Annotated in this window: 20 protein-coding genes; 15 read left to right on the forward strand and 5 right to left on the reverse strand. The window is 69.5% G+C overall.

The annotated features are described in order from the left end of the window. The first annotated feature begins 20 nt into the window (after positions 1–20). The 6 genes from coaD (at position 21) to A3CU_RS0135945 (ending at position 3,811) form a co-directional block, all read left to right on the forward strand. Positions 21–527, forward strand: a complete 507-nt coding sequence (gene coaD, locus A3CU_RS0135920) for a pantetheine-phosphate adenylyltransferase (RefSeq protein ID WP_027946297.1) — start codon at positions 21–23, stop codon at positions 525–527. Between the two features lie 179 nt (positions 528–706). Continuing rightward, positions 707–1,393: an SPFH domain-containing protein gene (locus tag A3CU_RS0135925; RefSeq protein WP_027946298.1), complete on the forward strand. Its 687-nt coding sequence runs from the start codon at positions 707–709 to the stop codon at positions 1,391–1,393. A 23-nt stretch (positions 1,394–1,416) separates the two neighbouring features. Next, entirely contained in the window at positions 1,417–1,962 is a 546-nt protein-coding gene (locus A3CU_RS0135930) for a YceD family protein (RefSeq protein ID WP_027946299.1), read from the forward strand. 90 nt (positions 1,963–2,052) lie between these two features. Continuing rightward, positions 2,053–2,235, forward strand: a complete 183-nt coding sequence (gene rpmF / locus A3CU_RS0135935) for a 50S ribosomal protein L32 (protein WP_027946300.1) — start codon at positions 2,053–2,055, stop codon at positions 2,233–2,235. A gap of 14 nt (positions 2,236–2,249) precedes the next feature. Next, the gene (rnc, locus tag A3CU_RS0135940) at positions 2,250–3,011 is read left to right on the forward strand and encodes a ribonuclease III (protein ID WP_084144130.1); all 762 of its coding nucleotides are present in this window, start codon (positions 2,250–2,252) and stop codon (positions 3,009–3,011) included. Next, the gene (locus tag A3CU_RS0135945) at positions 3,008–3,811 is read left to right on the forward strand and encodes a GNAT family N-acetyltransferase (protein ID WP_245617488.1); all 804 of its coding nucleotides are present in this window, start codon (positions 3,008–3,010) and stop codon (positions 3,809–3,811) included. The genes rnc and A3CU_RS0135945 overlap by 4 nt, the downstream gene beginning before the upstream one ends. A gap of 14 nt (positions 3,812–3,825) precedes the next feature. Here A3CU_RS0135945 and A3CU_RS0135950 read toward each other — a convergent pair whose 3' ends face one another. After that, on the reverse strand, positions 3,826–4,422 hold the full coding sequence (locus A3CU_RS0135950; RefSeq protein ID WP_027946303.1) for a Uma2 family endonuclease: 597 nt from the start codon (positions 4,420–4,422) through the stop codon (positions 3,826–3,828). A 51-nt stretch (positions 4,423–4,473) separates the two neighbouring features. On the opposite strand from A3CU_RS0135950, the gene mutM reads away from it, so the two are divergent. Then, positions 4,474–5,337 carry a bifunctional DNA-formamidopyrimidine glycosylase/DNA-(apurinic or apyrimidinic site) lyase gene (gene mutM / locus A3CU_RS0135955; RefSeq protein WP_027946304.1) on the forward strand — a complete coding sequence of 288 codons (864 nt, stop codon included), beginning with the start codon at positions 4,474–4,476 and terminating at the stop codon, positions 5,335–5,337. Between the two features lie 272 nt (positions 5,338–5,609). Then, complete coding sequence (locus tag A3CU_RS0135960; protein WP_027946305.1) at positions 5,610–6,599, forward strand: alpha/beta fold hydrolase; 990 nt, start codon at positions 5,610–5,612, stop codon at positions 6,597–6,599. 9 nt (positions 6,600–6,608) lie between these two features. Here A3CU_RS0135960 and A3CU_RS0135965 read toward each other — a convergent pair whose 3' ends face one another. Beyond that, the gene (locus tag A3CU_RS0135965) at positions 6,609–7,133 is read right to left on the reverse strand and encodes a YflT domain-containing protein (RefSeq protein WP_027946306.1); all 525 of its coding nucleotides are present in this window, start codon (positions 7,131–7,133) and stop codon (positions 6,609–6,611) included. Positions 7,134–7,678: 545 nt separating this feature from the next. Here A3CU_RS0135965 and A3CU_RS48410 point away from each other — a divergent pair. The 6 genes from A3CU_RS48410 (at position 7,679) to A3CU_RS48415 (ending at position 18,592) form a co-directional block, all read left to right on the forward strand. Continuing rightward, positions 7,679–10,228 (forward strand): sensor histidine kinase, encoded by a 2,550-nt coding sequence (locus A3CU_RS48410; RefSeq protein ID WP_043843700.1) that lies wholly within the window; start codon positions 7,679–7,681, stop codon positions 10,226–10,228. 61 nt (positions 10,229–10,289) lie between these two features. Next, the gene (locus A3CU_RS0135975; protein WP_043843702.1) at positions 10,290–10,979 is read left to right on the forward strand and encodes a response regulator; all 690 of its coding nucleotides are present in this window, start codon (positions 10,290–10,292) and stop codon (positions 10,977–10,979) included. Positions 10,980–11,045: 66 nt separating this feature from the next. Further along, positions 11,046–11,387: a hypothetical protein gene (locus tag A3CU_RS0135980; protein WP_027946308.1), complete on the forward strand. Its 342-nt coding sequence runs from the start codon at positions 11,046–11,048 to the stop codon at positions 11,385–11,387. Positions 11,388–11,770: 383 nt separating this feature from the next. Next, positions 11,771–12,058: an acylphosphatase gene (locus A3CU_RS0135990; protein WP_027946309.1), complete on the forward strand. Its 288-nt coding sequence runs from the start codon at positions 11,771–11,773 to the stop codon at positions 12,056–12,058. A gap of 122 nt (positions 12,059–12,180) precedes the next feature. Further along, positions 12,181–15,780: a chromosome segregation protein SMC gene (gene smc / locus A3CU_RS0135995; RefSeq protein ID WP_027946310.1), complete on the forward strand. Its 3,600-nt coding sequence runs from the start codon at positions 12,181–12,183 to the stop codon at positions 15,778–15,780. 244 nt (positions 15,781–16,024) lie between these two features. Then, a complete protein-coding gene (locus tag A3CU_RS48415) occupies positions 16,025–18,592 on the forward strand; it encodes a glycoside hydrolase family 172 protein (protein ID WP_245617489.1) in 2,568 nt (855 codons plus the stop codon). An 873-nt stretch (positions 18,593–19,465) separates the two neighbouring features. On the opposite strand, the gene A3CU_RS0136010 is transcribed toward A3CU_RS48415, so the two are convergent. From A3CU_RS0136010 to A3CU_RS48420, 3 genes are read right to left on the reverse strand one after another with little or no spacing between them, the layout of a single operon-like run. Beyond that, on the reverse strand, positions 19,466–20,089 hold the full coding sequence (locus tag A3CU_RS0136010) for a maleylpyruvate isomerase N-terminal domain-containing protein (RefSeq protein ID WP_043843704.1): 624 nt from the start codon (positions 20,087–20,089) through the stop codon (positions 19,466–19,468). Between the two features lie 30 nt (positions 20,090–20,119). Beyond that, positions 20,120–21,664, reverse strand: coding sequence for a sodium:solute symporter (locus A3CU_RS0136015; RefSeq protein ID WP_027946312.1), 1,545 nt, complete (start codon positions 21,662–21,664; stop codon positions 20,120–20,122). Further along, positions 21,661–22,872, reverse strand: coding sequence for an anhydro-N-acetylmuramic acid kinase (locus A3CU_RS48420; RefSeq protein WP_052372748.1), 1,212 nt, complete (start codon positions 22,870–22,872; stop codon positions 21,661–21,663). The genes A3CU_RS0136015 and A3CU_RS48420 overlap by 4 nt, the downstream gene beginning before the upstream one ends. A 242-nt stretch (positions 22,873–23,114) precedes the next feature. On the opposite strand from A3CU_RS48420, the gene ftsY reads away from it, so the two are divergent. Beyond that, on the forward strand, positions 23,115–24,539 hold the full coding sequence (gene ftsY, locus A3CU_RS0136025; protein ID WP_027946313.1) for a signal recognition particle-docking protein FtsY: 1,425 nt from the start codon (positions 23,115–23,117) through the stop codon (positions 24,537–24,539). Positions 24,540–24,660: the final 121 nt, after the last annotated feature.

The raw sequence follows: 24,660 nt of genomic DNA on the forward strand, positions 1-24,660 counted from the left end.
TGCTTGGTACCGTCCGCGCCATGCGATCGCGTGAGGGTGCCGAGCCGCGGCGGGTGGTGTGCCCCGGTTCCTACGACCCGGCGACCAACGGTCATCTGGACATCATCGAACGGGCCGCGAAGCTGTTCGACGAGGTCATCGTGGCCGTGCTGGTCAATCCCAACAAGAAGGGCCTGTTTTCCATCGAGGAGCGGGTCGACATCCTCCACGAGATCACCGCGGAGCTGCCGACCGTGCGGGTGGACTCCTGGCAGGGACTGCTCGTCGACTACTGCCGCCAACACGGGGTCGTCGCGATCGCCAAGGGGCTGCGCTCGGTCAGCGACTTCGACTACGAGTTGCAGATGGCGCAGATGAACCGGGAGCTGTCGGGGGTGGAAACCCTGCTGATGCCGAACAACCCGGCCTACGGCTTCGTGTCCAGCTCCCTGGTGAAGGAGATCGCCCAGTACGGCGGGGATGTCAAGAACCTGGTGCCGGACGTCGTCTTCCAGCGGCTGAGCGCCAAGTTCCCGCAACGCGGATAGGGGGTGGACACCCCACCCCGACACGCTCCGCGCGACAGACACCCCCGCCTGTCTCGCACCACCACCCTCAAGGGAGGCGCTGCGCGGCGCAGACACACCCTGGGTCCCTGCGTGGTCTTTCCCCGCTGAGCGGGCAGACTGGTGTCAACCAGTGGGGAAGGGTCACCTAGGGAGTTGCCGTGTACCGGGTTTTCGAGGCTCTTGACGAGCTCGTGACCATCGTGGAAGAGGCACGCGGGGTGCCGATGACGTCCAGCTGTGTGGTCCCGCGGGGAGACATGCTGGAACTCCTCGACGACGTGCGGGACGCGCTGCCCCGCGAGGTCGACGACGCCCAGGACGTGCTCGACAAGCGCGACGAGCTGATCACCAACGCCCGTGCCGAGGCCGAGAACACCATCGGCGACGCCACCGAGGACGCCGAGCGCATGATCGCCGAGGCCCGCGCCCGCGCCCAGGAGACCATCGCCGAGGCCCAGGCCGAGGCCGACCGCGTGATCACCGCCGGGCAGGCCGAGTACCACAGTCTGACCGAGCGCTCGCGGGCCGAGTCCGAGCGGATGATCCAGGCCGGCCGGGATGCCTACGACCGGGCGGTCGAGGACGCCCGGCACGAGCAGGCGCGGCTGGTCTCCCAGACCGAGGTCGTGCAGGCCGCGCATGCCGAGTCGGCACGGATCCTGGACGAGGCGCACGCCGAGGCCGACCGCCAGCGCGCCGAATGCGACGCCTACGTCGACGGCAAGCTCGCCGAGTTCTCGGAGCTGTTGGCGAAAACCCTGCGCGCGGTCGACTCGGGGCGCAACCACCTGCGCGGCCCGGCCGGTCTCTCCGGTCGCGGCACGCTCTATGACTTCCAGTCGTGACGGGCGCGTAGACTCGACGAGAAATGTCTGATCAGAGAAATCTGTGGGTCGTCGACACCCGTGAACTGGGCCGCCGCGCGGGGTTGAGCCGTCAGCTGCACCGGATGGTCGGGCTCTCCGGCGCGCTCGGGGTACCCGACGTGATCGTCGTTCCCGAGGGTGCCGAGGTCGAACTCGACCTGCTGCTCGAATCGGTCGTCGAGGGCGTGCTGGTCACGGGCACGGCCGTGGCGCCGACCGTCGGCGAATGCTCCCGGTGCCTGGATCCGATCGATGGCAGCGTCGAGGTCGAGCTGACCGAGCTGTTCGCCTACCCGGACTCGACCACCGAGGCCACCACCGACGAAGACGAGGTCAGCCGCCTGGTGGACGACAAGGTCGACCTCGAGCCGATCGTGCGGGACGCCATCGTCCTGGCGCTTCCGCAGGTGCCGCTGTGCGACGAGGACTGCCGCGGGCTGTGCCCGGAATGCGGCGGGAAGTGGGCCGATCTCGAGCCCGGACACGGGCATGAGACGATAGACCCTCGGTGGGCCGCACTGGTTGAACGTTTCGGCGATTCCACTTAGTGCCCCCGGGCGAGAAGGCTTGACGAGCGCGGGCTCGCAAAGCAAACCAGGCTCGCGTCAGCGAGCGAACCGTGATGAGGAGATCTAGTCGTGGCCGTCCCGAAGCGGAAGATGTCGCGAGCGAACACGCGCTCCCGCCGTGCCCAGTGGAAGGCGACCCCGGTGCAGCTGGTGCCCTGCTCCAACCGGGCCTGCCGGGCGCTCAAGCCGCCGCAGGTGGCCTGCCCGACCTGTGGCCAGTACGCCGGCCGCCAGGTTGTCGAACCCGCCTGAGGTCGTTGAGCGAAATGGGGGGGAAGTCGAAGCCGGGACCGGCTGCCGACCCAACGCCATTGCTTGAAGCACTCGGCGTCAGCATGGACGCCGAGCTGCTCACGCTCGCGCTCACCCACCGTTCGTACGCGTACGAAAACGGCGGGCTGCCGCCGAACGAGCGGCTCGAGTTCCTCGGTGACGCCGTGCTCGGTCTCGTCGTCACCGATCACCTGTACCGCACGCACCCCGAGCTGCCCGAGGGGCAGCTCGCGAAGCTGCGGGCCAGCGTCGTCAACATGCATGCGCTGGCGGGCGTCGCCCGTGGCCTGGGTCCGGGCGGGCTCGGCGCGCACCTGCTGCTGGGCAAGGGCGAGGAGCTCACCGGCGGCCGGGACAAGGCGAGCATCCTCGCCGACGGCCTGGAGGCCATCATCGGCGCGGTTTTCCTGGAGCACGGGATCGACGCCGGGCGCGTGCTGGTGCACCGGCTGTTCGACGGTTTGCTCGCCGAGGCGCCGCTGCGGGGCGCGGGACTCGACTGGAAGACCAGCCTGCAGGAGCTGACCGCCTCGGCCGGGCTCGGCGTGCCCGAGTACAAGGTCGAGGACACCGGGCCGGACCACCGCAAGGAGTTCACCGCCACCGTGCTCATCGGTGGCCGCGATCTCGGTCGCGGCGAGGGCACGACGAAGAAGGAAGCCGAGCAGAAGGCCGCCGAGGCCGCCTGGCGCATCTTGACCGACGAACTGAAGCCCGAGACCGAGGACGCCGCGGGCCAGGGCCAATCGGCGTGAGCCCGGTCCGGCCGGAAGCCGAGCTGATGGCCAGGATGGAACGGAACCTGGCCGAGCACGCGTGTCACCTGCACCGGGGCCTGGCGGGCGCGACCGTCGCGCAGACCGATGACCTGGTGATCGCCGACAGTGGCCTCGACGACGACACGTTCAACATCGTCGCCGCGGCCCGGTTCACCTCCGTCAGCGCACGGGCACGCATTGACGAGACCGTTCGGAAACTGGCCGGGACTTCTCGGCGCTTCTCGTGGTGGGTGGGGCCCGCCTCGACACCGTCGGATCTGGCCACGCTCCTCTCGTCCGCTGGTCTGCCGGCCGCCGAACACGAGACGGCCATGTGGGCGGAGCTCGAGGACACTCTGCCGCTGCCCGCGGTGGACGGGCTGGACATTCAGACGGTGACCACGCCCGCTCAGCTCGCCGACTACGCCGCGGTTCTCGCCGCGAACTGGACCCCGCCGGCTGACACCGTCCGCCGCTTCTTCGCCCGAGCCGCCGGACAAGCGTTGGCCGCGGACTGCCCGGCCCGTTACCTGGTCGGGTACCTGGCCGGCCGCCCAGTGTGCTCGGCCGAGGTCTTTCAGCACGCCGGTGTGGCCGGGATCTACAACATCTCGACCCGCTCCAGCCACCGCCGACGTGGCTACGGCGGGGCCATCACGCTCGCGGCCCTGCACGCCGCCCGTACCCGGGACCACCGCATCGCGGTCCTGCAGGCGTCGGCCGACGGTGAACCCGTCTACCGCCGCCTGGGATTCCGCTCCTGCGGCCAGTTCACCGAGTTCGCCGTCAACCCCTGAACGGGGGCCTGGGCTCAGTGGAACCGGCTCGTGTCCAGGGACAGGTCTATCGGCTTGGGAACGTGAATGGTCTCGCCGAAGGGCTTCGTGACGCTGTACTGGTAGTCGCCGTCGACGGGCTCGGAGTAGACGGTGACGCGCGGCCACGGTTCATGCCAGCCGTCGATCAGCAGATATACGTCGACGCCGCCGCGTGCGTAGGCGTCCCTCTTGGCCGTCCGGTCCGCAGCCGCGTTCCCCTTCGAGGTGATCTCGACAGCAAGCAGGGCATGCGCGGACAGCACACGTTTTGTGCTTTCCGCGACTATTTCGTCAGGGACAACCAGCAGGTCGGGCACGTAGAGACGTTCCTCTCCACACACCTCCAACCCCAGCGTCTGATAGATACCCCAGTCATCGGGCAGGCCGCGAACCAGTGCCTTGTGCACTCTGTTCGCGATGCTGTTGTGCGGACAGCTTGGTGGCGGTGCCAACCTGATACCCCCGTCTGCGATCTCGGCTTTCCAGCCGTCCGGCAAGTCGAGCTCTTGCCAGGTGCGCAGCACGGCGGCCCAGTCGTTGGTGGCCTCGTCGTTGTCGCTGAGTTCCTCGTGTTTGAGAGCGGCGCTCACGCGACCACCTCCTTTTCTGGTCAAGAGTATCCCCCACGCTAGGCTGGCGCGGTGCCTGAACTTCCCGAGGTCGAGGTGGTGCGCGCCGGGTTGCAGGCGCACGTGGCGGGCCGCGTCATAGCGAAGGTCGAAGTGCTCCACCCGCGGGCCATCCGCCGCCATGAGGCGGGCCCGGACGACTTCACCGGCAGGCTGGGCGGGGAACGGGTCGAGGCCGCCCGCCGGCGGGGCAAGTACCTCTGGCTCGAACTGACCCAACGACAGGCGGTCCTCGGTCATCTCGGGATGAGCGGGCAACTGCTCGTCCAGCCGGAAGGCACGCCCGACGAGAAGCACCTGCGGGTCCGCTTCCGGTTCGCCGACGGCGGTCCGGAGCTGCGGTTCGTCGACCAGCGCACGTTCGGCGGGCTCGCGCTGGCGGATCTGGTCGGCACCGACGGGGAGCTGTTGCCGTCGACGATCGCGCACATCGGCCGGGACCCGATGGATCCCGCCTTCGATCCCGAGGTCGCGGTGCGCGCGTTGCGGTCGCGGCGCACGGAGGTCAAACGCGCCCTGCTGGACCAGACGCTGGTGTCCGGCATCGGCAACATCTACGCCGACGAGGCGCTCTGGCGCGCTCGCCTGCACTGGGCCCGGCCGACCGAGCGGCTGACCCGAGCGCAGGGCACGGCCGTGCTGAGCGCCGCGACGGAGGTGATGGCCGAGGCGCTGCGAGCCGGGGGCACCTCGTTCGACGCCCTGTACGTGAACGTCAACGGCCAATCCGGCTACTTCGAACGCTCGCTCAACGTCTACGGCCGGGAAGACCGCCCCTGCCGCCGGTGCGGCACCCCCATCCGCCGGGAACCGTTCATGAACCGGTCGTCCTACTTCTGCCCACGCTGCCAGCCGAAACCACGGAAACTGTTGTGACGTGGCTTGCGTGGCGGTGCGGGTAGCGGAACTCAGACGTCTGTGTTGTCTGTGGGTGCAACCCCCAGGCCCCGACTGGGGCCCCAGACCCCCTTCGTTCCGGGATCGCCTCCTCATGAATGTCCAATTCACCACGTCGGCGCTGTCCTCGCGAGAAGACGTCTGAGAATTCGGCTGCAGAGTGCAAGTGGACGGCCCGACAGCAAGCGGCTGACGCCGCCGTTGAAAAACTATGGTGAGCGCGCGCGACGCCGACATGCTTTCCTGAAAACGTGCGTTCCTCGGAACCCGCGCTGACCAGCGTCGGACCGGATACGTTCGACCTGCGATACCGCATGATCCATGGCTATCGCCGCGCCTACCGGATGGCCGGCTCGGGCCCGGCCGTGCTGTTCATCCACGGCATCGGGGACGACTCGTCGGCGTGGCTGGATGTGCTGGCGTCACTGGCCCGTGACTTCACGGTCATCGCGCCCGATCTGCTCGGGCACGGCGGATCGGACAAGCCGAGGGCGGACTACTCGGTTGCCGCTTACGCGTGCGGCATGCGGGACCTGCTGGCCACCCTGGACGTGGACCAGGTCAGCGTGGTCGGTCATTCCCTGGGCGGGGGCGTGGCCATGCAGTTCGCCTACCAGTTCCCGGAGCGGTGCGAGCGGCTGGTGCTGGTCAGCACGGGCGGGGTCGGCCAGGCGGTGCATCCGCTGCTGCGGCTGGCCGCGGCTCCCGGCACCGAGCTGGTGCTGCCGTTGCTGAGTGTCCCGCCGGTCCCCCTGCTGCTGCGGCGGTTCGCCGGGATGCTGACCGCGACCGGCGGGATGGGGTTCGGCAAGGACGTCGGCTACGTGCTCTCGAAGTACGCCCGGCTCGCGGAATCACCGAGCCGGCAGGCGTTCCTGCGCACGCTGCGCGCGGTGGTGGACTGGCGCGGGCAAGTGGTCAACATGATGGACCGCTCGTATCTGGCCGAGGGCATCCCGACCATGCTCGTCTGGGGCACGCGTGACCGCGTCGTGCCCACCTCGCACGCGGTGCTGGCGCACAGCGAGATGCCCGGCAGCCGGCTGGAGATCTTCGAGGGCGCAGGTCACTTCCCGTTCCGCGCCGCGCCACAGCGCTTCCTGTCGGTGCTGCGGGAGTTCCTCACCGAGACCCGCCCAGCACACTACGACGTGCGTCGCTGGCGCCAGTTGTTGCGGGCCGGACGAAAGCCCCGCACTGTGCGCGGGGCTGTCGATACCGGTGTGTCCAGCGGCTCCTGAGGAACGAGGTCAGTTCACCATGGCCGTCTTGGCGGCGAGGTTGGCCAGCAGCTCACGGCCGCGCTCGGCGTTGCGGGGCTGGCTGAGCACGTCGTATCGGCGAGCCACCAGCTGGCTGCTGGAAATGAAGTCACGACGTCCGCGTGTGGTGCTGTAGCTGATGGCGGCGAACACCGTGCTGAAACCGATACCGGAGACCAGCCCGATCAGGATCGGCAGCACGCCGGCGGTTCCGGTGCCGAACATGCTCAACAGCAGGCCGACGAACAGACCGAACCAGGCGCCCGACGCCGCCGCGGTGCCCAGCACCCGGCCCCAGCTCAGCTTCCCGGACACCCGCTCGACGAGCATCGGCTCGACGCCGACGATGGTGACGTCCGACACGGGAAAGTCGTTGACCGCCAAGTGGGCGACGGCTTGCTGGGCCTCCCCGTACGATTCGTACGACCCGATGGGCCATCCGGTCGGCAGGGTGGGCAGACGGGGGTTGTCCCGGCTGTTGGTGAACGCGGTCTGCGTGAACGCTGTCGTCATTCCTTCTCACCTTCAGTGTTATTCAGAACGTGTTCGGGTAGCCAGGCCGTGACCATGGCCGTCGGCTGCCGGTTGGCCACGCCGGCGGCCTGCCTCCCCGCCCACGTGAAGGGGGTCTGGGGGCTTGCCCCCAGTCGGGGGTGTGGGGGCGGAGCACCCACAAGGAACCGTTGTGCTGTGTCACCAAGCGTGGTGATCTCACGTTTTGAATAACTCTCCTTCCTGATCGTTCCAACGCGCGCGGCCACCCGGTTGTGCCCTGGACCTGAGCTTCACAGCGAAAATTCAGGCCAGTGGCCTACTGGGCTGAACCTCGGTTCCGCCTGATTTCGGGGCGCTTCAACGGGTCCGCGTGTCTGCCCGAAACGTCCGAGTAAGAGGTGTGTGGTGCATCACCACTGCGTTAAGGAACCGTTAACAGTGTCAGCCGGGTCGTCAAGACACCGTCACGCCGGTCGGGAGTACGGGGTGCTACGCGCAGGCTGTCGAGGTGAAGGCGCTGACGATCAAGCACGCCGTCCGGGCGACGGGGGCACACTGAAGTCGTGGACGAGCAGCGGGAGGCTGGGAAGCCGCGGCGGGGTGAGCTGCGGATCTACCTCGGTGCGGCGCCCGGGGTCGGCAAGACCTTCGCCATGCTGGGCGAGGCACGGCGCCGGCTGGAACGCGGCACGGACCTGGTAGTGGGCCTGGCCGAGCCACACGGCCGGAAGAAGACGGCGGAGTTGGTGGCGGGCCTGGAGGTCGTGCCGCGGCGGCACGGCAGGTACCGCGGGCACGAGTTCACCGAGATGGACGTGGACGCGGTGCTCGCGCGCAAGCCCGAGGTCGCCGTGGTGGACGAGCTGGCACACACCAACATTCCCGGTTCCCGCAACGAGAAGCGGTGGCAGGACGTGCTGGAGTTGCTCGACGCCGGGATCGATGTGCTGTCCACTGTGAACATCCAGCACCTGCAAAGCCTCAACGACGTGGTGGAGAAGATCACCGGCGTAACGCAGCAGGAGACCGTGCCGGACGAGGTGGTGCGCAAGGCCGAGCAGGTCGAGCTGGTCGACATCACGCCCGAAGCGCTGCGTCGCCGGCTCGCGCACGGCAACGTCTACCCCGCGGAGCGGATCGACGCGGCACTGGGCAACTACTTCCGGCCCGGCAACCTGACGGCGCTGCGAGAACTGGCGCTGCTGTGGCTGGCCGACCAGGTCGACGTCGCCCTGCAGCGGTACCGCGTCGAGCATCGGATCACCGACACGTGGGAGGCGCGGGAGCGGGTCGTGGTGGCGATCACCGGCGGCCCGGAGAGCGAGACGATCATCCGCCGCGCCAGCCGGATCGCCACCCGGGCCGGGGCCGAGTTGCTGGTGCTGCACATCCTGCGTGGGGACGGCCTGTCCGGCCTTGGCCCCGCCGAGCTGGGCCGGTACCGGAAGCTGGCCGACGACCTCGGCGCGACCTTCCACACGGTCGTCGGTGACGACGTGCCGAGCGCGCTGCTCGACTTCGCCCGCGGGGTCAACGCCACCCAGCTGGTGCTGGGCACGTCCCGGCGTTCGCGGCTGGCCCGGCTCTTCGACGAGGGCATCGGCGCGACCGTCGTGCAGCGTTCGGGCCCGATCGACGTGCACATGGTCACGCACGACGAGGCCGGTGGCCGGCTGCGGTCCTCGCGCGAGAGGCGCAACCCGCTGACGCCGTCGCGCGTGCTGGTCGGCTGGGCGCTGGCAGTGATCGTGCCCGTCCTGGTCACCGTGCTCGGCGCGCTACTGCGCCAGCAACTGGACTACTCCACCGACATAGTCGCTTACTTCCTCGCCACGGTCATCGTCGCGCTGGTCGGTGGGTTCGGTCCGGCCATCGTCGCGTCGGTGCTGTCCGCCGGACTGCTCAACTTCTTCTTCACCGAGCCGCTCTACAGCCTAGACGTGTATGCGCCGCACAACATCGTCACACTGCTCGCGATGGTGATCGTGGGGGTGCTGGTGGCGCTGGTCGTGGACACCGCGGCCAACCGCGCCAAGCAGGCGGCGCAGGCTCGCACCGAGGCTTCCCTGCTGGTCTCCTACGCCCGCACGGTGCTGACCCATACCGCGCCACTGCGGCGCCTGCTGGAGAAGGTGCGGGAGAACTTCGGGCTGGATTCGGTGGCACTGCTGGAAAAACAGGAGGACGGCTGGCAGTGCGTCGAGCAGGTGGGCGGGAACCCGTGCCGCGAACCGGACGAGGCCGATGTCGACGTGCCGGTGACCACCGACGTGCACCTGACCCTGCGCGGCCGGGCGTTGCCCGCCGCCGACCGGCGTGCGCTCGAAGCGGCCGCGGGCCAGGCGCTGCTGGCGTTGCGCCAGCAGCGGATGGCCGCCGCGGCCGCAACTGCGGAACGCAAGGCGGAGGCCAGCGAACTGCGTACCGCTCTCCTCTCCGCGCTCGGGCACGACCTGCGCACCCCGCTGACGTCGATCAAGGCGGCGATCGGCAGCCTCCGGGCGCAGGACATCGAGCTGTCGCCGGAGGACACCGAGGAGCTCCTTGCCACCGCGGAGGAATCGACCGACCGGCTGGCCGCTCTGGTGGACAACCTGCTCGATTCCTCCCGTCTGGCGACCGGCGCCGTCCGGCCGCTGATGCGTCCCGTCGGCTACGACGAGATCGTCGCGCACGCGCTGTCCAATATGGATGGAATGGGCCCGGTCGTGGTGGACGTGGACGAGCGGTTGCCGGCGGTGCTCGCCGATCCTGGGTTGCTGGAGCGGGTGGTGGCCAACGTGGTCGACAATGCGATCCGGCACGGCAAGGGGACCGAGCCGGTGTCGGTGCGGGGAAGCACTTACGCCGAGCGCGTCGAGTTGCGGGTGGTAGATCATGGTCCGGGACTGCGGAAGGGTGCGGCGGAGTCCGCGTTCGCGCCGTTCCAACGGCTCGGGGACCGTGACTCGACCCCGGGCGTCGGCCTCGGTCTGTCCGTGGCGAAGGGCTTCACCGAGGCCATGGGCGGCACGATCCGGGCCGAGGACACGCCCGGCGGCGGGTTGACCGTGGTGATTTCGCTGCGCAGGTACGAGGCGCCGACCGCGGTGCCATGGCAGGAGGCTCGATGACACCCACCGTGCGAAGTCGCGGCAATCAAGGTGACCACAGCGCCTTACCCGCGGAGGAACAGTGACGGGTGGCGCCACCGTGCTCGTGGTGGACGACGAGCCGCAGATCGTGCGTGCGCTGCGGATCAACCTGTCCGCGCGGGGCTACCGGGTGGTCACCGCGCACGACGGCACGGCGGCGCTGCGCGCGGCCGCGGAGACCAAGCCCGACATCGTGGTGCTGGACCTTGGCCTGCCCGACATGGACGGCAACGAGGTGATCGCCGGGCTGCGCGGCTGGACCAACGTGCCGATCATCGTGCTCTCGGCGCGTGGTGACTCGCCGGACAAGGTCAAGGCACTCGACGTGGGCGCCGACGACTACGTGACCAAGCCGTTCGGCATGGACGAGCTGCTGGCCCGGCTGCGCGCGGCCGTGCGCCGGTCCACCGTCTCGGGCGCCGGTGACCAGGCGGTCGTCGAGGCGGGGGACGTCACGATCGACCTCGCGGCGCGAAAGGTCCGGCGGGACGGCGAGGACGTGCACCTGACCAAGACCGAATGGGGCGTGCTCGAACTGCTGGTGCGCAACCGTGGCCGGCTGGTCTCCCAACGGCAGTTGCTGCGTGACGTGTGGGGCCCGGCCTACGAGAACGAGTCGCACTACCTACGCGTTTATCTGGCCCAACTGCGCCGGAAACTGGAGCGGGAGCCGTCGCGCCCACGTCACCTGATCACCGAGCCCGGCATGGGTTACCGCTTCGAACTGTAGCCGGTGCTGGTCGCGCTGCCGCTGGTGCTTGTCGTGCTGTCGCTGGTGCTGGTCCCGCTGTAGCCGGTGCGTGTCGAACCGTCGTCGCTGGTGCTTGCCCCGTGGGACGAGCTCGACGGCGACGACGGTGTGTCCGTCGGACCGGTGGACGAATCAGGCGGCGGAGTGTGCGTCGTCGGGTTGGATGTGCTGTGGGAGCTGGAAGAGCCGGTGGGTGTGGTGTCGCCCGTGGTGCGTGGCGGCTGGGTTCCCACGGTCGCCGAGGAGTTCGACGACGGGATCGTGACGGTCGGGCGGCCGTCCGGTCCGATGGTGACGCTGGACATCGCGGAGGACGAGGACGAGGACGACGAGGACAGAGGCGTGCTGTTCTCGGTCTGCGTGTCGGTGTCCGGCGCCGTGCTGTAGTGCGGCACGACCTGCTGGGAACCGGTGCTGTCGTTGCCGCCGATGGCGCCGGAGGAGGCTTTCGACTGGGTGACGAACTGGGCGATGCCGCCGAAGACCGTGGCCAGTGCGACTCCGCTGACCGCGAGCAGAAGGTAACCGTTACGCGGGCCGCGGGTGGCCGGCTCCGCGGGAGGCGCTACCTCGGTCCGCGGGTCCGCTCCGGACTCCGAATGGGCCATGCCTGGCTCCTTGTCGCTCCAGCGATTACCCGGGCCGCCCGCAACGACGACAACCGGGCGGCAATTTAACGCGGACCCTACCACCGTTGTTAACGCACCGAGATCGGAGGCTTGCCAGGGGTTAACACTTCGCGGCCGGTCACCGTGCGGCACGATGGGCGCGTGGGAGACGAAAACGACATGACCCGCCTGACCGCCTGGGTCGCCGGTCGTGTCCAGGGAGTCGGTTTCCGCTGGTGGACCCGCAGCCGAGCGCTGGAACTGGGCCTGGTCGGCAGCGTGACCAACCTCGCCGACGGCCGGGTCGAGGTCGTCGCCGAAGGTCCCAAGGACGATTGCGAGTTGCTGTTGTCCGCGCTGCGCTCCGGTTCTTCACCCGGACGTGTGGACCACGTCGTTGAGCACTGGTCCACTCCCTCCGGCACCTTCACCTCCTTCGACGAGCGGTGAAGGAGGCTGTGCCCGCGGCACGCCGGGCCGCGGCCAGCGTCCCGCGAACGGGTGGAGCGCCTCGCTAGACTCTGGCGGCTGACAGCGTTTTCTCGGGCGCTGGAGAGGGGTTCGGAGACGACGTGCACCTGAAAAGCTTGACGCTGAAGGGCTTCAAGTCCTTCGCCTCGGCTACCACCTTGCGTTTCGAGCCGGGCATCACCTGCGTCGTCGGTCCGAACGGGTCCGGCAAGTCCAACGTCCTCGACGCTCTTCGCTGGGTGATGGGCACGCAGGGCGCGAAGGACCTCCGCGGCGGCAAGATGGAGGACGTCATCTTCGCGGGCACCTCCGGGCGCGCCCCGCTCGGGCGCGCCGAGGTGACGTTGACCATCGACAACGCCGACGCCGCGCTGCCCATCGATTACACCGAGGTCTCCATCACCCGCCGCATGTTCCGCGACGGCGCCAGCGAGTACGAGATCAACGGCAACTCGTGCCGCCTGCTGGACATCCAGGAACTGCTGTCCGATTCCGGCATCGGCCGCGAGATGCACGTGATCGTCGGCCAGGGGCAGCTGTCCCAGATCCTGGAGTCGAAGCCGGAGGAGCGCCGGGCGTTCATCGAAGAGGCCGCCGGCGTGCTGAAACATCGCAAGCGCAAGGAAAAGGCGCTGCGCAAGCTCACCGCCATGCAGGGCAACCTGGACCGGCTCGGCGACCTGACCGCCGAACTGCGCCGCCAGCTCAAGCCGCTGGGCAAGCAGGCCGAGATCGCACGCAAGGCGCAGACCGTCCAGGCCGAGCTGCGTGACGCCCGGCTCCGGCTGCTTGCCGACGATCTGGTCACCCAGCGCGCGGCGATCGCCAGGGAGGAAGCCGACGAGCACGCCGCCCGGACCCGTCGCGCCGAGGTGGAGCAGGCGCTGGAGGCGGTCAGCGCGGAGGAACACCAGCTGGAGGCGCTGCTGGCGCAGGACGCGCCGAGGCTGACCGCCGCGCAGGACACCTGGTACAAGCTTTCCGCGCTGGGCGAACGCCTGCGCGGCACGGTGCGGCTGGCGGTCGAACGCCGAAGGCACCTGACCTCCGCCGTCGAGGCGCACACCGGTGGGCGCGATCCCGAGGAACTGCTGGCCGAGGCCGAGCAGGTGGCCGAACGCGAGGAAGAGCTCAACGAGGCCGTCTCAGAGGCCCGTACGACGCTTTCCGAGACCGTGCAACGCCGCGAGCAGCTGGAGCACGCGGTCCAGGCCGCGGAGCGCGCGCACCTGGCCGCGGTGCGCGCGATCGCCGACCGCCGTGAGGGCCTCGCCAAGCTGACCGGTCAGGTCGAGGCCCTGCGCAGCAAGAACGGCGCCACCTCCGACGAGATCGACCGTCTTTCCGAGTCCATCGACGAGGCGCAGGCGCGCGCCGAGTTCGCCGTCGAGGAGCTGGAAGAGGCCAAGGCGGAGGGCGGTGTCGAGGAGTCGGACGATGCCGATCTGCTGGCCCGTCACGACCGTGCTGTGGAGGAGAACAGCGCGGCCAAGGCGCGGGTGGAGGAGCTTGTCAAGGCCGAGCGCACCGCGGAGCGGGAAATCGCCTCGGAAAAGGCCCGGGTGGACGCGCTGTCGATGGGGTTGCGGCGCAAGGACGGCGCGGGCGCGCTGCTCGGCGCGGCCGACCACCTGCCCGGCCTGCTCGGTTCGGTAGCCGCGCTGCTCGCCGTCGAGCCCGGATTCGAGGTCGCGCTGGCCGCGGCACTCGGCCCGGTGGCGGAGGCGATCGCCGTCCGCGGCGGCGAAGACGCGGTGGCCGCGTTGCGCTACCTCAAGGACAACGACGCCGGCCGCGCCGGCATCCTGCTCGGTGGCCAGGATTCCACAGTGGACACCGGGGCGTTGCCGGCCCTTCCGGACGGTGCGCGCTGGGCGCGGGAGGTGGTCCGGGCTCCGGAGGCGCTGCGGTCCGCGGTCGAGCGTGCGCTGGACCGGATGGCCATTGTGGACGGCCTGGAGGCGGCGCGCCGGCTGGTGGCCGTGCATCCCGAGGTCCGCGCGGTCACCGTGGACGGCGACGTGTTCGGCTCGGCCTGGGCGGCCGGCGGGTCCGCGAACAGCGAGAGCGTCATCGAGATCCAGGCCGCGGTGGACGAGGCGCGCGACCGGCTGCTCGCGGCCGAGCGCAGGCTCGAGCGTGTCCTGGCCGAGCTGGAGGGTGCGCGGGCCGAGCAGCAGGCCCGGAGCGAGGAGGTCGGCCAGGCCAAGGAGGCGCTCGGCGAGGCGAAGGTCCGCAAGGCGCGTTCGTCGGAGCGGCTGAACCGCCTGCAGCAGGCGGCTCGCTCGGCCGAGGCGGAGGTCACGCGACTGCGGGAGCAGCGCGCGAAGGTCGAGTCCAGCCGCGAAGACGCGCTGCGGAAGCTCGCCGAACTCGAGGAGCGGCTGGCGGCCGTCGCCGACCAGCCGGTCGACGAGGACCCGGACACGAGCGAGCGGGACCTCCTCGCCGAAGAGCTGGCCGCCCTCCGGCAGGAGGAGGTCGAGTCGCGGCTGGCGTTGCGCACCGCCGAAGAACGCGCGCGCAGCATCGCGGGCCGGGCCGAGTCGCTGCGCCGCGCCGCGCACGCCGAGCAGCAGGCGCGGGAACGCGCCGAGAAGGCCCGGGTCGCGCGGGAGAAGGGCGCGGCGATCGCGACGGCGGTCGTCGACGCCGGTGAAATGGCGCTGGAGCGCATCGAGTCCTCGGTGCGGCGCGCGGCGGCCGAGCGCGACGAGGCACAGGCCATGCGCCAGCAACGGGAGACCGCGCTGTCGCAGATCCGCGGCCAGGTCCGGGAACTCGCGGGCGAATTGGAGAAGCTCACCGACGCGGTGCACCGCGACGAGGTGCTGCGAGCGGAACAGCGGCTTCGCCTCGAGCAGTTGGAGACCAAGATCGCCGAGGACTTCGGTATCGGGCTCGACGAGCTGGTCGCCGAGTACGGGCCGGACGTTCCGGTGCCGCCCAGCGCGGGCGAGGTGGCCGAGTACGAGGAGGCGAAGGAACGCGGTGAGGCGGTGACGGCGCCGCCGGCCCTGCCCTACGACCGGCCTACCCAGGAGCGCCGGGCGAAGCGCGCCGAGCGGGACCTGTCCCTGCTGGGCAAGGTGAACCCGTTGGCCCTGGAGGAGTTCGCCGCGCTTGAGGAGCGCTACAAGTTCCTGTCCACCCAGCTCGAGGACCTCAAGGCCACCCGGAAGGACCTGCTCCAGGTCATCAAGGAGGTGGACGAGAAGATCCTGGAGGTCTTCAGCTCCGCCTACCACGATGTGGCGCGCGAGTTCGAGGTGGTGTTCTCGGTGCTGTTCCCCGGTGGTGACGGCCGGATGGTGCTGACCGAGCCGGACGACATGCTCACCACCGGGGTGGACGTCGAGGCCCGGCCGCCGGGCAAGAAGGTCAAGCGGCTGTCGCTGCTGTCCGGCGGGGAGAAGTCGCTGGTCGCCGTGGCGATGCTGGTGGCGATCTTCCGGGCCCGGCCCTCGCCGTTCTACGTGATGGACGAGGTCGAGGCCGCACTGGACGACACCAACATGCGCCGCCTGATCGGCCTGCTGGAGCAGCTGCGCGAATCCTCGCAGCTGATCATCATCACGCACCAGAAGCCGACCATGGAGATCGCCGACGCGCTCTATGGCGTGAGCATGCAGGGCGACGGGATCACGAAGGTCATCTCGCAGCGACTGCGCCAGGAAACGGTCGAGGAGAAGAGCGCCTGAGCGGATAGGATTCCCCATTCTGCAGCAGGCGGGCGTGGGGGACGAGGCCGTCCTCAGGCGGGTCACCCCAAGAGGTGATCCGCGACGACCGGGTCGGGGGACAGCGACGCACCGGCACTACTCGCTGTTGGTGCAGACCACTCATCTGGTGGATTTCATATCAGCCACATACCCCTCTAGCGTATCAAGCAATCGAGTACCAGCGGCACTCGCCGACAGATTCCCCGTGCCCAGGAGTTCCACTGTGCCCAACCGTTCCCGTGCCGTCCCGGAAAGCCGGTGGATCTACCTCGGTATCGCGGTGCTCACGATCTTCGCGCTGGCCGTGCCGGCCCGAGCCGTCGCCGCGCCCGCACTGCCGGCACCGTCGGCGGACAAGGGACCGGTCGGCTGGGACACCTACCGGACCCTCGACGCGATGGAGCGGCTGCGGCCCGGCGAGCAGGTCCGGCAGTTCTCCAGCTTCGACCGCACGGGCGGCAACGACGACGGGTTCAACGGAACCTATTCCTGCCTGCGGCACGAGCCCGGCGGTGAGTGCGTCATCGCCGAGGCGGGCGGCCCCGGTGAGATCTCCTCGATGTGGTTCACCTACGCGGCCGGCTCGGTGGCCGCGGTCGGCCAGATCACCGTCGAGTTGGACGGCCGGGTGGTCCTGCAGGGTTCGTTGCAGGACATCGTGAACGGGGCGAAGGGCGCCCCGTTCGTCTGGCCGCTGGTGGGCAACTCGGCCGACACCATGGGCGGTTCGGTGATCAAGGTACCGATGCCCTACACCCGTTCGATGAAGATCGTCACGCAGAACAACCCGCACTTCTACCACGTGACGTATCGGCAGTTCGCCGACGCCGACGGCGTCCGGACATTCAACCCGAACGACCCGGCGACCGACGTCATCCAGCGCCTGCGTGGTTACGGTGTCCGCGACCCGAAACCCCTCGCACCGGGCGTGCGGAGCCAGGAAACCGGCGTGACCGTCGCCCCGGGCGCGGTGCTTTCCCTGCCGCTGCCCGGCGGTCCCCGGCAGGTCACCGAGCTCACCCTGCGCCTGCCTCAGGTGGCGACCGGTCCGGGCCTGTTCGACGACGGGCGCGCCTACAACCCCGGTGGCTCCTCCTTCACCGCCGCGATCGATCCGGCCAACCAGGGCGTGCGGGTCACGCGGCGCTACGACGCGGGCATCGGTGACCAGCGTGCGGACGTGACCGTGGACGGCCGGCCGGCGGGGCAGTGGTCCAGCGGGCCGGCGGTGCCCGGCGGAGCCTGGGCGGACCAGACCATCGACGTCCCCCCGCCGCTGACCGCGGGCAAGTCCCGGATCCGGATCGCGAACGCCTTCGCCTCCTCGAGCGTCGACGTGAACGAGTTCCGCTACGAGGTGCACAGCAAGATCGGTGGCCAGTGGGTGCTCACCGACGTTCTGGACGTCGGCAACGACCACGTTACCGACGAAAGCGCACACGGCTACCAGATCTCCGGCCAGAGCTGGGCGGGTCTGCGGTACTTCCGGTACCCGGCGGACGACGCGGTGCTCGCGGACGCCCAAGCGGTGCTGGACGGGCTTCGGCTGCGGATCATCTTCGACGGGCGGACCACAGTGGACGCCGGAGTGGGTGAGTTCTTCGGCTCGGGACTCGGCCGGTACTCCACCCGGACTCTGCTGAGCTCGGTGGACACAGTGGACAACGGCGCCTTCACCTCGTGGTGGCCGATGCCCTACGCCCGCTCGGCGACGGTCCAACTGGTCAACACCTCCGGGGTTCCGGTCAGCGGTGGCAGCCTGAGCGTCAGCTCCGCCCCCGACGGGTCGGTGGCCGGCGGGCTGGAGGACGGTTCGCTCGGCTACTTCCACGCCACCCAGCATCGGGCGGACACGGTCGACGGGAAGGACTGGAACTTCCTGACCGCGCAGGGGCGTGGCGTGTTCTACGGGGTCACGATGAGCATGCGTGGGCTCATCCCGCCCGGCCAGAACCAGCTCAACTTTCTCGAAGGTGACGAGCGGGAGTATGCCGACGGCTCCCAGAGCCCGCAGATCCACGGGACCGGCACGGAGGACTTCGCCGAGTCCGGCTGGTACTTCCAGGACGCGCGCAACGGCGGGATCGAGGGGGTGCCGTATGCGATGCCTCAGGCGGGCCTGGTCAGCCACCAGAACGCCGAGGCCGGCTGCCAGTACGTGTGCCTCAACTCCTACCGCCTCATGCTCGCCGACGCGGTGGCCTTCGGCGACGGCATCGAGTTCGACATCGAGCACGGGGACCGGTCGACCCAGCCCGCGAACTACAGCTCGACCGCTTACTGGTACGGGCAAAACTCGCCTTCGCTGGAACGCAGTGACGTCGTCGACATCGGTGACACCGCCAGTCGCGCGGGCCACGGCTACCTGGCGACGGGGGAAACCACCGCCCCCCTGACCTCCACCTTCGAGGGCAAGAACGACCGGACGCCGGTGACCATGACCACCGCGTCGTCGACCGGGCCGGTCCAGTTCACCGCGCGGGTGGACCAGGCCAACCAGGGGCTGCGCCTGCGCCGGATCTCCGACCAGGCGAGCTCCTACCAGCGGGCCAACGTCTACATCGACGGCGAGCGCGTCGGCGAGTGGCTCCAACCGCTGGGCAACACCCATTCCCGCTGGCTGGAGGACGCCTTCGACGTGCCGGCCTCGGCGACGAGGGGCAAGTCCACCGTCACCGTCCGGCTGGAGCCGGTCGCCGGCGCGCCCGCCTGGTCGGCCGCCCGCTACGCGGTGCTCTCCCAGGTCGGCCCGCTCACCCCGGTCGGCGGCGCCGACACAGGATCGGACTAGGACGTGTATCGAAGTTGATCAGAGCCGTTCGTTGATCGCAGCGAGGCGGATCGTGGCTTCGTAGCGTATGGCGAGTGCGTCGTGGCAAGTGACAAGTGACAAGTGGCGAGTGACGAGTGGCGACGGCGCCGTGTCCCCGCCCCAGATTGCTGAGTTCCCGCGTCAGGCCCCTGAGTTCCCGTGTCAGACCGCCGTGTCCCCGCCCCAGACCGCTGTGTTCTCGCTCCAGGCGGCTATGTTCCCGCTTCGGGCCGCTGTGTTCCCGCTTCCGGCAGGCTGTGTTCTTGCTTCGGGCCGCTGTGTTCCCGTTCCAGGAGGTTGTGTTCCTGGTCCAGGAGCGCGTGTATCCGGTTCCGGACACCAGTTCGTCGTGCCGTCCGGGAGCGCGACGGTTCTGACGAGGTGTCTCGCAACGTTGCCGGGGTAATCCTGCCTTCGGTATCTGTTGTTCCCAAGCCGGAACTCAAGTGCCTGGACCGGGGACACGCCCGGCTGAACCGAGAACTCAGGCACCTGAACCGAGAACTCGCGTGCTTGGGCCGGGAACTCAGGCACCTGAACCGGGAACTCGGGTGCCTGAGTCGGGAACTCGGGTGCCTGGACCGGGGACACGCCCGGNGCTGGTGTGTCCCCGGTCGGGGAGGGCGAGTTCTGGGTTCGGGTGGGTGAGTTCTGGATTCGGGTGGGTGAGTTCTGGATTCGGGTGGGCGAGTTTTGAGGTCAGGCGGGTGAGCGCTGGGTTGGGGTGGGTGAGTTTTGAGGCTAGGTGGGTGAGTGCTGGGGCGGGGAGGTGAGTTCTGGGGTTGTGGCGAGTTCCGGGGTTCAGGCGAGGACGCCAGGATCAGCCCACCCCGACCGGCTTCGATGTGGGCCCTAGGCCGGCTCGACGGGTGCGACACCGTCCCATTCGGACAGTGGTGCGCAGTGCCACCGCCAGCGCGCCAGCCGCGGTCGGCCCGGTAGTTCGATTCTGCCGTTGGCCCACAACAGCGCGTTCCACGCATCGACGTCCGTTGGCGCCCAGGGAAAGAGCCGGTGCAATGTCGCGGCCGCGAGTTCGGAGTCCGGCTCGAAGGAGGTGCCGAGCCCCGTGGCCGCGTCCGCGGTGTGCACCAGTAACTCGTCGCACCCCATGGCCGCGAACCCGGACGGGTCGGCCAGGCCGAAGGGGTGCCAGCCCCGCTCGGTCTCCCGGGTGGTGGCCACGACCGCCCCCAGCACCCTCGCCCCCGTGGCGAGGGTGGCAACGAGATCGCGGAGAGGCGAATCCGCCTTCACCTCAAGTTCCAAAGTGGACAGCTCGGCGGGGCCCGCGGCGAGGTCGTGCGCGTACCACGTGAGGCAGTTGCCGATGTGTGCGACCACTTCGGCGACCGTCATGCCCATCACTTCCACCCGGGCCGTCCAGTCGGCGTCCAGATGCTCCGAGAGAAAGGCGGTGCAGGCTTGTGCGGTGCGCCGGAGGATTGTCGCGTTCCCCCGCCCGTCGCCCGCCACCGCCCTCAACGGAAGCGCTCCGCGCCGCAGCTAGACAGTTTCTGTCTCCTTTTCTTCGGTGGTCGTTGCCCTCGGGTCCGGGGTGCGGTGGCGAAGGGACAGCAGACCACCGACCACCAGCGTGATGACCACCCCGAGCAAGGTATACCAGGGGAAGGCGAGCACGACCGGCTTCGCGCCGGGCGCGGGTGAGATCTTCACCCCGAGTACCACGAAGGCCATTGCCGCGACCGTGACCACGAACGCGATGATCGCGTCGAGCTGGCGGGCACGCTTGATCAGCATGCCGAGGAAGAACGCACCGAGCATCGCGCCGTAGGTGTAGCCGGTGATGGACAGCCCCTGCTCGATCACCGGGTTGTTCCGGCTGCTGAACAGCGACCCGAACACGGCGAACACCACCGCCCAGACCAGGGTCCACACCCGGCCGTGGCGCAGCAGCTTCGAGTCCTCCGGGGCGCGCCGGGTGAAGCGCTGGTAGAGGTCGGCGACGGTCGAGTTGGACAGCGCGTTGAGCGCCGAGGCCAGCGCACCCATGGTGGAGGCGAGGATCGCGGCGATCAGCAGCCCGGCCACGCCGACCGGCAGCTCGCTGGTGATGAAGTTGGTGAAGACGTCGTCGCTGCTCTTGACGCCGAGGTCCTTCAGGTTGCGGAACCCGTTGTGCGCCCACAACATCGCACCGACGAGCAGGAACAGTCCGAACTGGATGGTCACGGCGATGCCGCTGCCGATCAACGCCTTGCGCCCGTCGGCCACGCTGCGGCAGGCCAGGAACCGTTGCACGATCAGCTGGTCGGTGCCGTGCGAGGCCATGGTGAAGATCGCGCCGCCGACCACCGCGGTGAGGAAGGCGTACTGGCTGGTCAGCAGGTGCAGCCCGGAGGAGTTGAAGTCGAACAGCTTGAACACACCGGCGTCGGACGCCCGCGACGTCCAGCCGCTGGGAAGCTTGGTGGCCAGCACGATCGCCGCGATGATCGCGCCGCCGACGTAGATCGACAGCTGGATGACGTCCACCCACACCACCGCCTTGATCCCGCCGACCAGCGCGTAGATCACGGTGAGCGCGGTCAGCACGACCACGATCTGCCAGTACTGGGTATGCAGCCCGTAGTGGGAAAGGATCACCTGGATCGGGATCGCGCCGGCGAAGAGCCGGACGCCCTCGGCGAGCAGCCGGGTGATGATGAAGGCGATCGACGACACGGCCTGCATGGACGACCCGAACCGCTGACCGAGGAAGGCGTAGGCGGTGGACTGCTTTCCCTTGAAGTAGCGGGGGAGCAGGATGAACGAGACGAGCGTCCGCCCGATGATGTAGCCGAAGGGCAGCTGCAGGTAGGTGAACCCGTTGTAGTTGCCGGAGGCCGCCCAGATCAGGCCGGGCGTGCTGATCACGGTCAGGGTCGAGGTTTCCGTGGCCACGATCGAGAAGCACACGGCCCACCACGGCAGGCTTCGCTCGCCGATGAAGTAGTCGGCGGCCGAGCGCTGGCGGCGCCCGACGAGGACACCGATCGCGGGCATCGCGGCCAGATAGACGACGATGATCGCCAGATCAACGGGATTCATCTGTCTCTCCTATTCTCCGTTTCTCCGTGCGAGCCGGTCGCCACCCGCAGCCGGGTCCAGATCGCCGAATGTGGTGCCGGCAGGGTCAATCCGCCGGTGCCAGGGGTGATGCTGCCGAGCAGGCGGGGGCCGCGGGCCCCGGTGGCGCTGGGTACGTTGGCGGGCGCGCCGTGCCAGGTGAGCCAGCCGAGCAGCGCGGTCAGGTATGCCTCCTTCGCACCCCGCGGCAGACCGAACTCGTCGCTGGTGACCAGGCGGACGTCCGGCAGGTGAGCGGCGAGCGCGCGCATGAGGACCGGGTTCTCGACGCCACCGCCGGAGGCGATCACGATGTGCGCCGCGTGCCCGGCGCAAGCCTGCGCGATGGTGCGCGCGGTCAGTTCGGTGAGCGTGGCGAGCAGGTCCTCGGGCTCGATGCGGAGGCCGTCGGTCGCCGCCTGGAGATAGCCGGTGTGGAACAGCTCCTTGCCGGTCGACTTCGGTGGCGGGGCCTGGTAGTAGGGCTCGGCGAGCAGGCGGGCGAGCAGGTCTTCGTGCACCCGGCCCTTGGCGGCGAGCGCGCCGTCGAGGTCGCTGCGCGCGCCGGTGGTCTGGAAGGCGGCCAGGTCGAGCAGGGCGTTGCCGGGGCCGGTGTCGTAGGCGGTGACCCTGCCGGTATCACCGGGTTCGACGACGGTCACGTTGGCGATGCCGCCGATGTTCAGGGCTATCGCGGGCCGTCCGGCGGACTCGGCGAGGTCGCGCAGCCAGAGCCGGTCGAAGGTGCTGGCCAGCGGGGCGCCGTGGCCACCGGCGGCGATGTCACGGACGCGCAGGTCGGCGACCACGGGAAGGCCGGTGCGTTCGGCGATCCAGGCGGGCTGGCCCAGTTGCAGGCTGCCCCGTGCCTGGCCGTCCTCGACCCAGTGGAACAGCGTCTGACCGAGGGAGGCGACCAGGTCCGCGGGGCCGAACCGGTCGATGCCGTGGCGGGCGGCCTCGGCAAAGGACTGTCCGACCTCGACGTCGAGCTTGGTCAACTGTTCGGCCGTGGTGCCGGCGGGCGGGAGCGCGGCGAGCAGGCCCGCCCGCAGCGCGTCCGGATAGGACACCTCGCAGTCACCGACGGGCGTCAGCACGATTTCGTCCCGGCCGGCGCGCAGATCCGCGACCGCCACGTCGATCCCGTCCATCGACGTGCCGGAGATCAGCCCCACGACCCGTTCCATCACCAGCAGTGGTCTAGGCCATTTTTGACGAAGACGCAAGCCACCTGGCCACTTCTTTTCCACACGGTTACGCGGAGTCGTGTGGACGCTCCGCTACTCCGTGTCGCACGAGCCTCCGCCCCCATCCCCCGACCGGGGCAAGCCCCCAGACCCCCGGAGCGCTCGAGCCGGGCGCCCCTAAAGTGGCTTTATCGGTGCCGAGGTCATACGGGCGCCGAGCGAAAGGATGCGAGGATTACGGAGTGTCGAGCAACCTCTGGTGGGTATGGATAGTCGTCGTCGTAGCCGTGCTGCTGACGACTTTGCTGGTCACCGGGCTGACCGTGGCGCGAAGGCGCCGGATCAGCATGACCGGGACCACCCCCACCGAGACCAGGCCGAAAGGCGGCGGATACCAGGCCGGCGGGGGGATCGCGCTCGCGCCGGGCGGCGAAAAGACCGGCGGGGAGGCCGCCGAGGAGACCGGCGGCGAAACCGTAGCGCCACCGCACCCCGCGGGGGAGCGCACCGAGGTCGACGGCCAGCCCGGGGTCGGAGACGACGCCGCGGTGCCGCGGGACGCGCCGCGCCGCACCGTCACCGATGTCGCCCTTCCCGAGGCGGTCGCCCTTCCCGAGACGGAAGCTCCCCCGGCGCCGGTGGAAGCTCCCGCGCCAGTGCCGGCTCTCGCACCGCTGCAGGTCGAGGCTCCCGCGGTGCCGGAACCGGCTCCCGCCCCGGTCACCGAGGAGATCGCACCGACCACCGGCCGCATGGAACGGCTGCGCGGGCGGCTGTCGAAGTCCCGCTCGATGTTCGGCCAGAGTCTGCTCGGGCTGCTCGGTGCGGGCGATCTCGACGAGGACTCCTGGCAGGACGTCGAGGACACGCTGCTGATGGCCGACCTCGGTGCCGCTACCACGACCGAGATCGTCGAGACGCTGCGTGCCGAGATCACCCGCCGCGGGGTGCGCACGCCCGAGCAGGCCAGGGTTCTGCTGCACGAGGTGCTCACGAACGCGCTCGAGCCCGCCTTCGACCGTGCGGTTCGCGCATTGCCGCACTCCCTCGACGGCGAGAAGCGGCCGGCGGTGGTGCTGGTGGCCGGGGTCAACGGCACCGGCAAGACCACCACGACCGGCAAGCTCGCCCGGGTGCTCGTCGCGCAGGGCAGCCAGGTGGTGCTCGGCGCTGCGGACACCTTCCGTGCCGCTGCCGCCGAGCAGTTGCAGACCTGGTCCGAGCGGGTGGGCGCGGAGGTGGTGCGCGGCAACGAGGGTGCGGACCCGGCGGCGGTCGCCTTCGATGCCGTGAAGCGCGGCATCGTGACCGGCGTGGACGCGGTGCTCATCGACACCGCGGGCCGGCTGCACACCAAGACCGGGCTGATGGACGAGCTCGGCAAGGTCAAGCGGGTCGTGGAGAAGCAGGCCAAGGTGGACGAGGTGCTCCTCGTGCTGGACGCCACGACCGGCCAGAACGGCCTCGCGCAGGCACGCGTGTTCGCCGAGGTCATCGACGTCACCGGGATCGTGCTGACCAAGTTGGACGGCACCGCCAAGGGCGGGATCGTGTTCCAGGTGCAGCGCGAGCTGGGCGTCCCGGTCAAGCTGGTCGGCCTTGGCGAGGGGCCCGATGACCTCGCCCCGTTCGAGCCCGGAGCGTTCGTTAACGCACTCCTCGGCTGAATTCCGGTAGGCGGAACCGGAAGGCTCTTCGGGGCGTCAGATGGGCGGTCCGGTCAACGGCGGACAAAGCTGCACATAAGTGGCGAGGCAAGCTGCCCGTCTACGTGCAGCGATGTCGGAT

The sequence above is a fragment of the Amycolatopsis taiwanensis DSM 45107 genome (assembly GCF_000519205.1).
GTDB lineage: Bacteria > Actinomycetota > Actinomycetes > Mycobacteriales > Pseudonocardiaceae > Amycolatopsis_E > Amycolatopsis_E taiwanensis.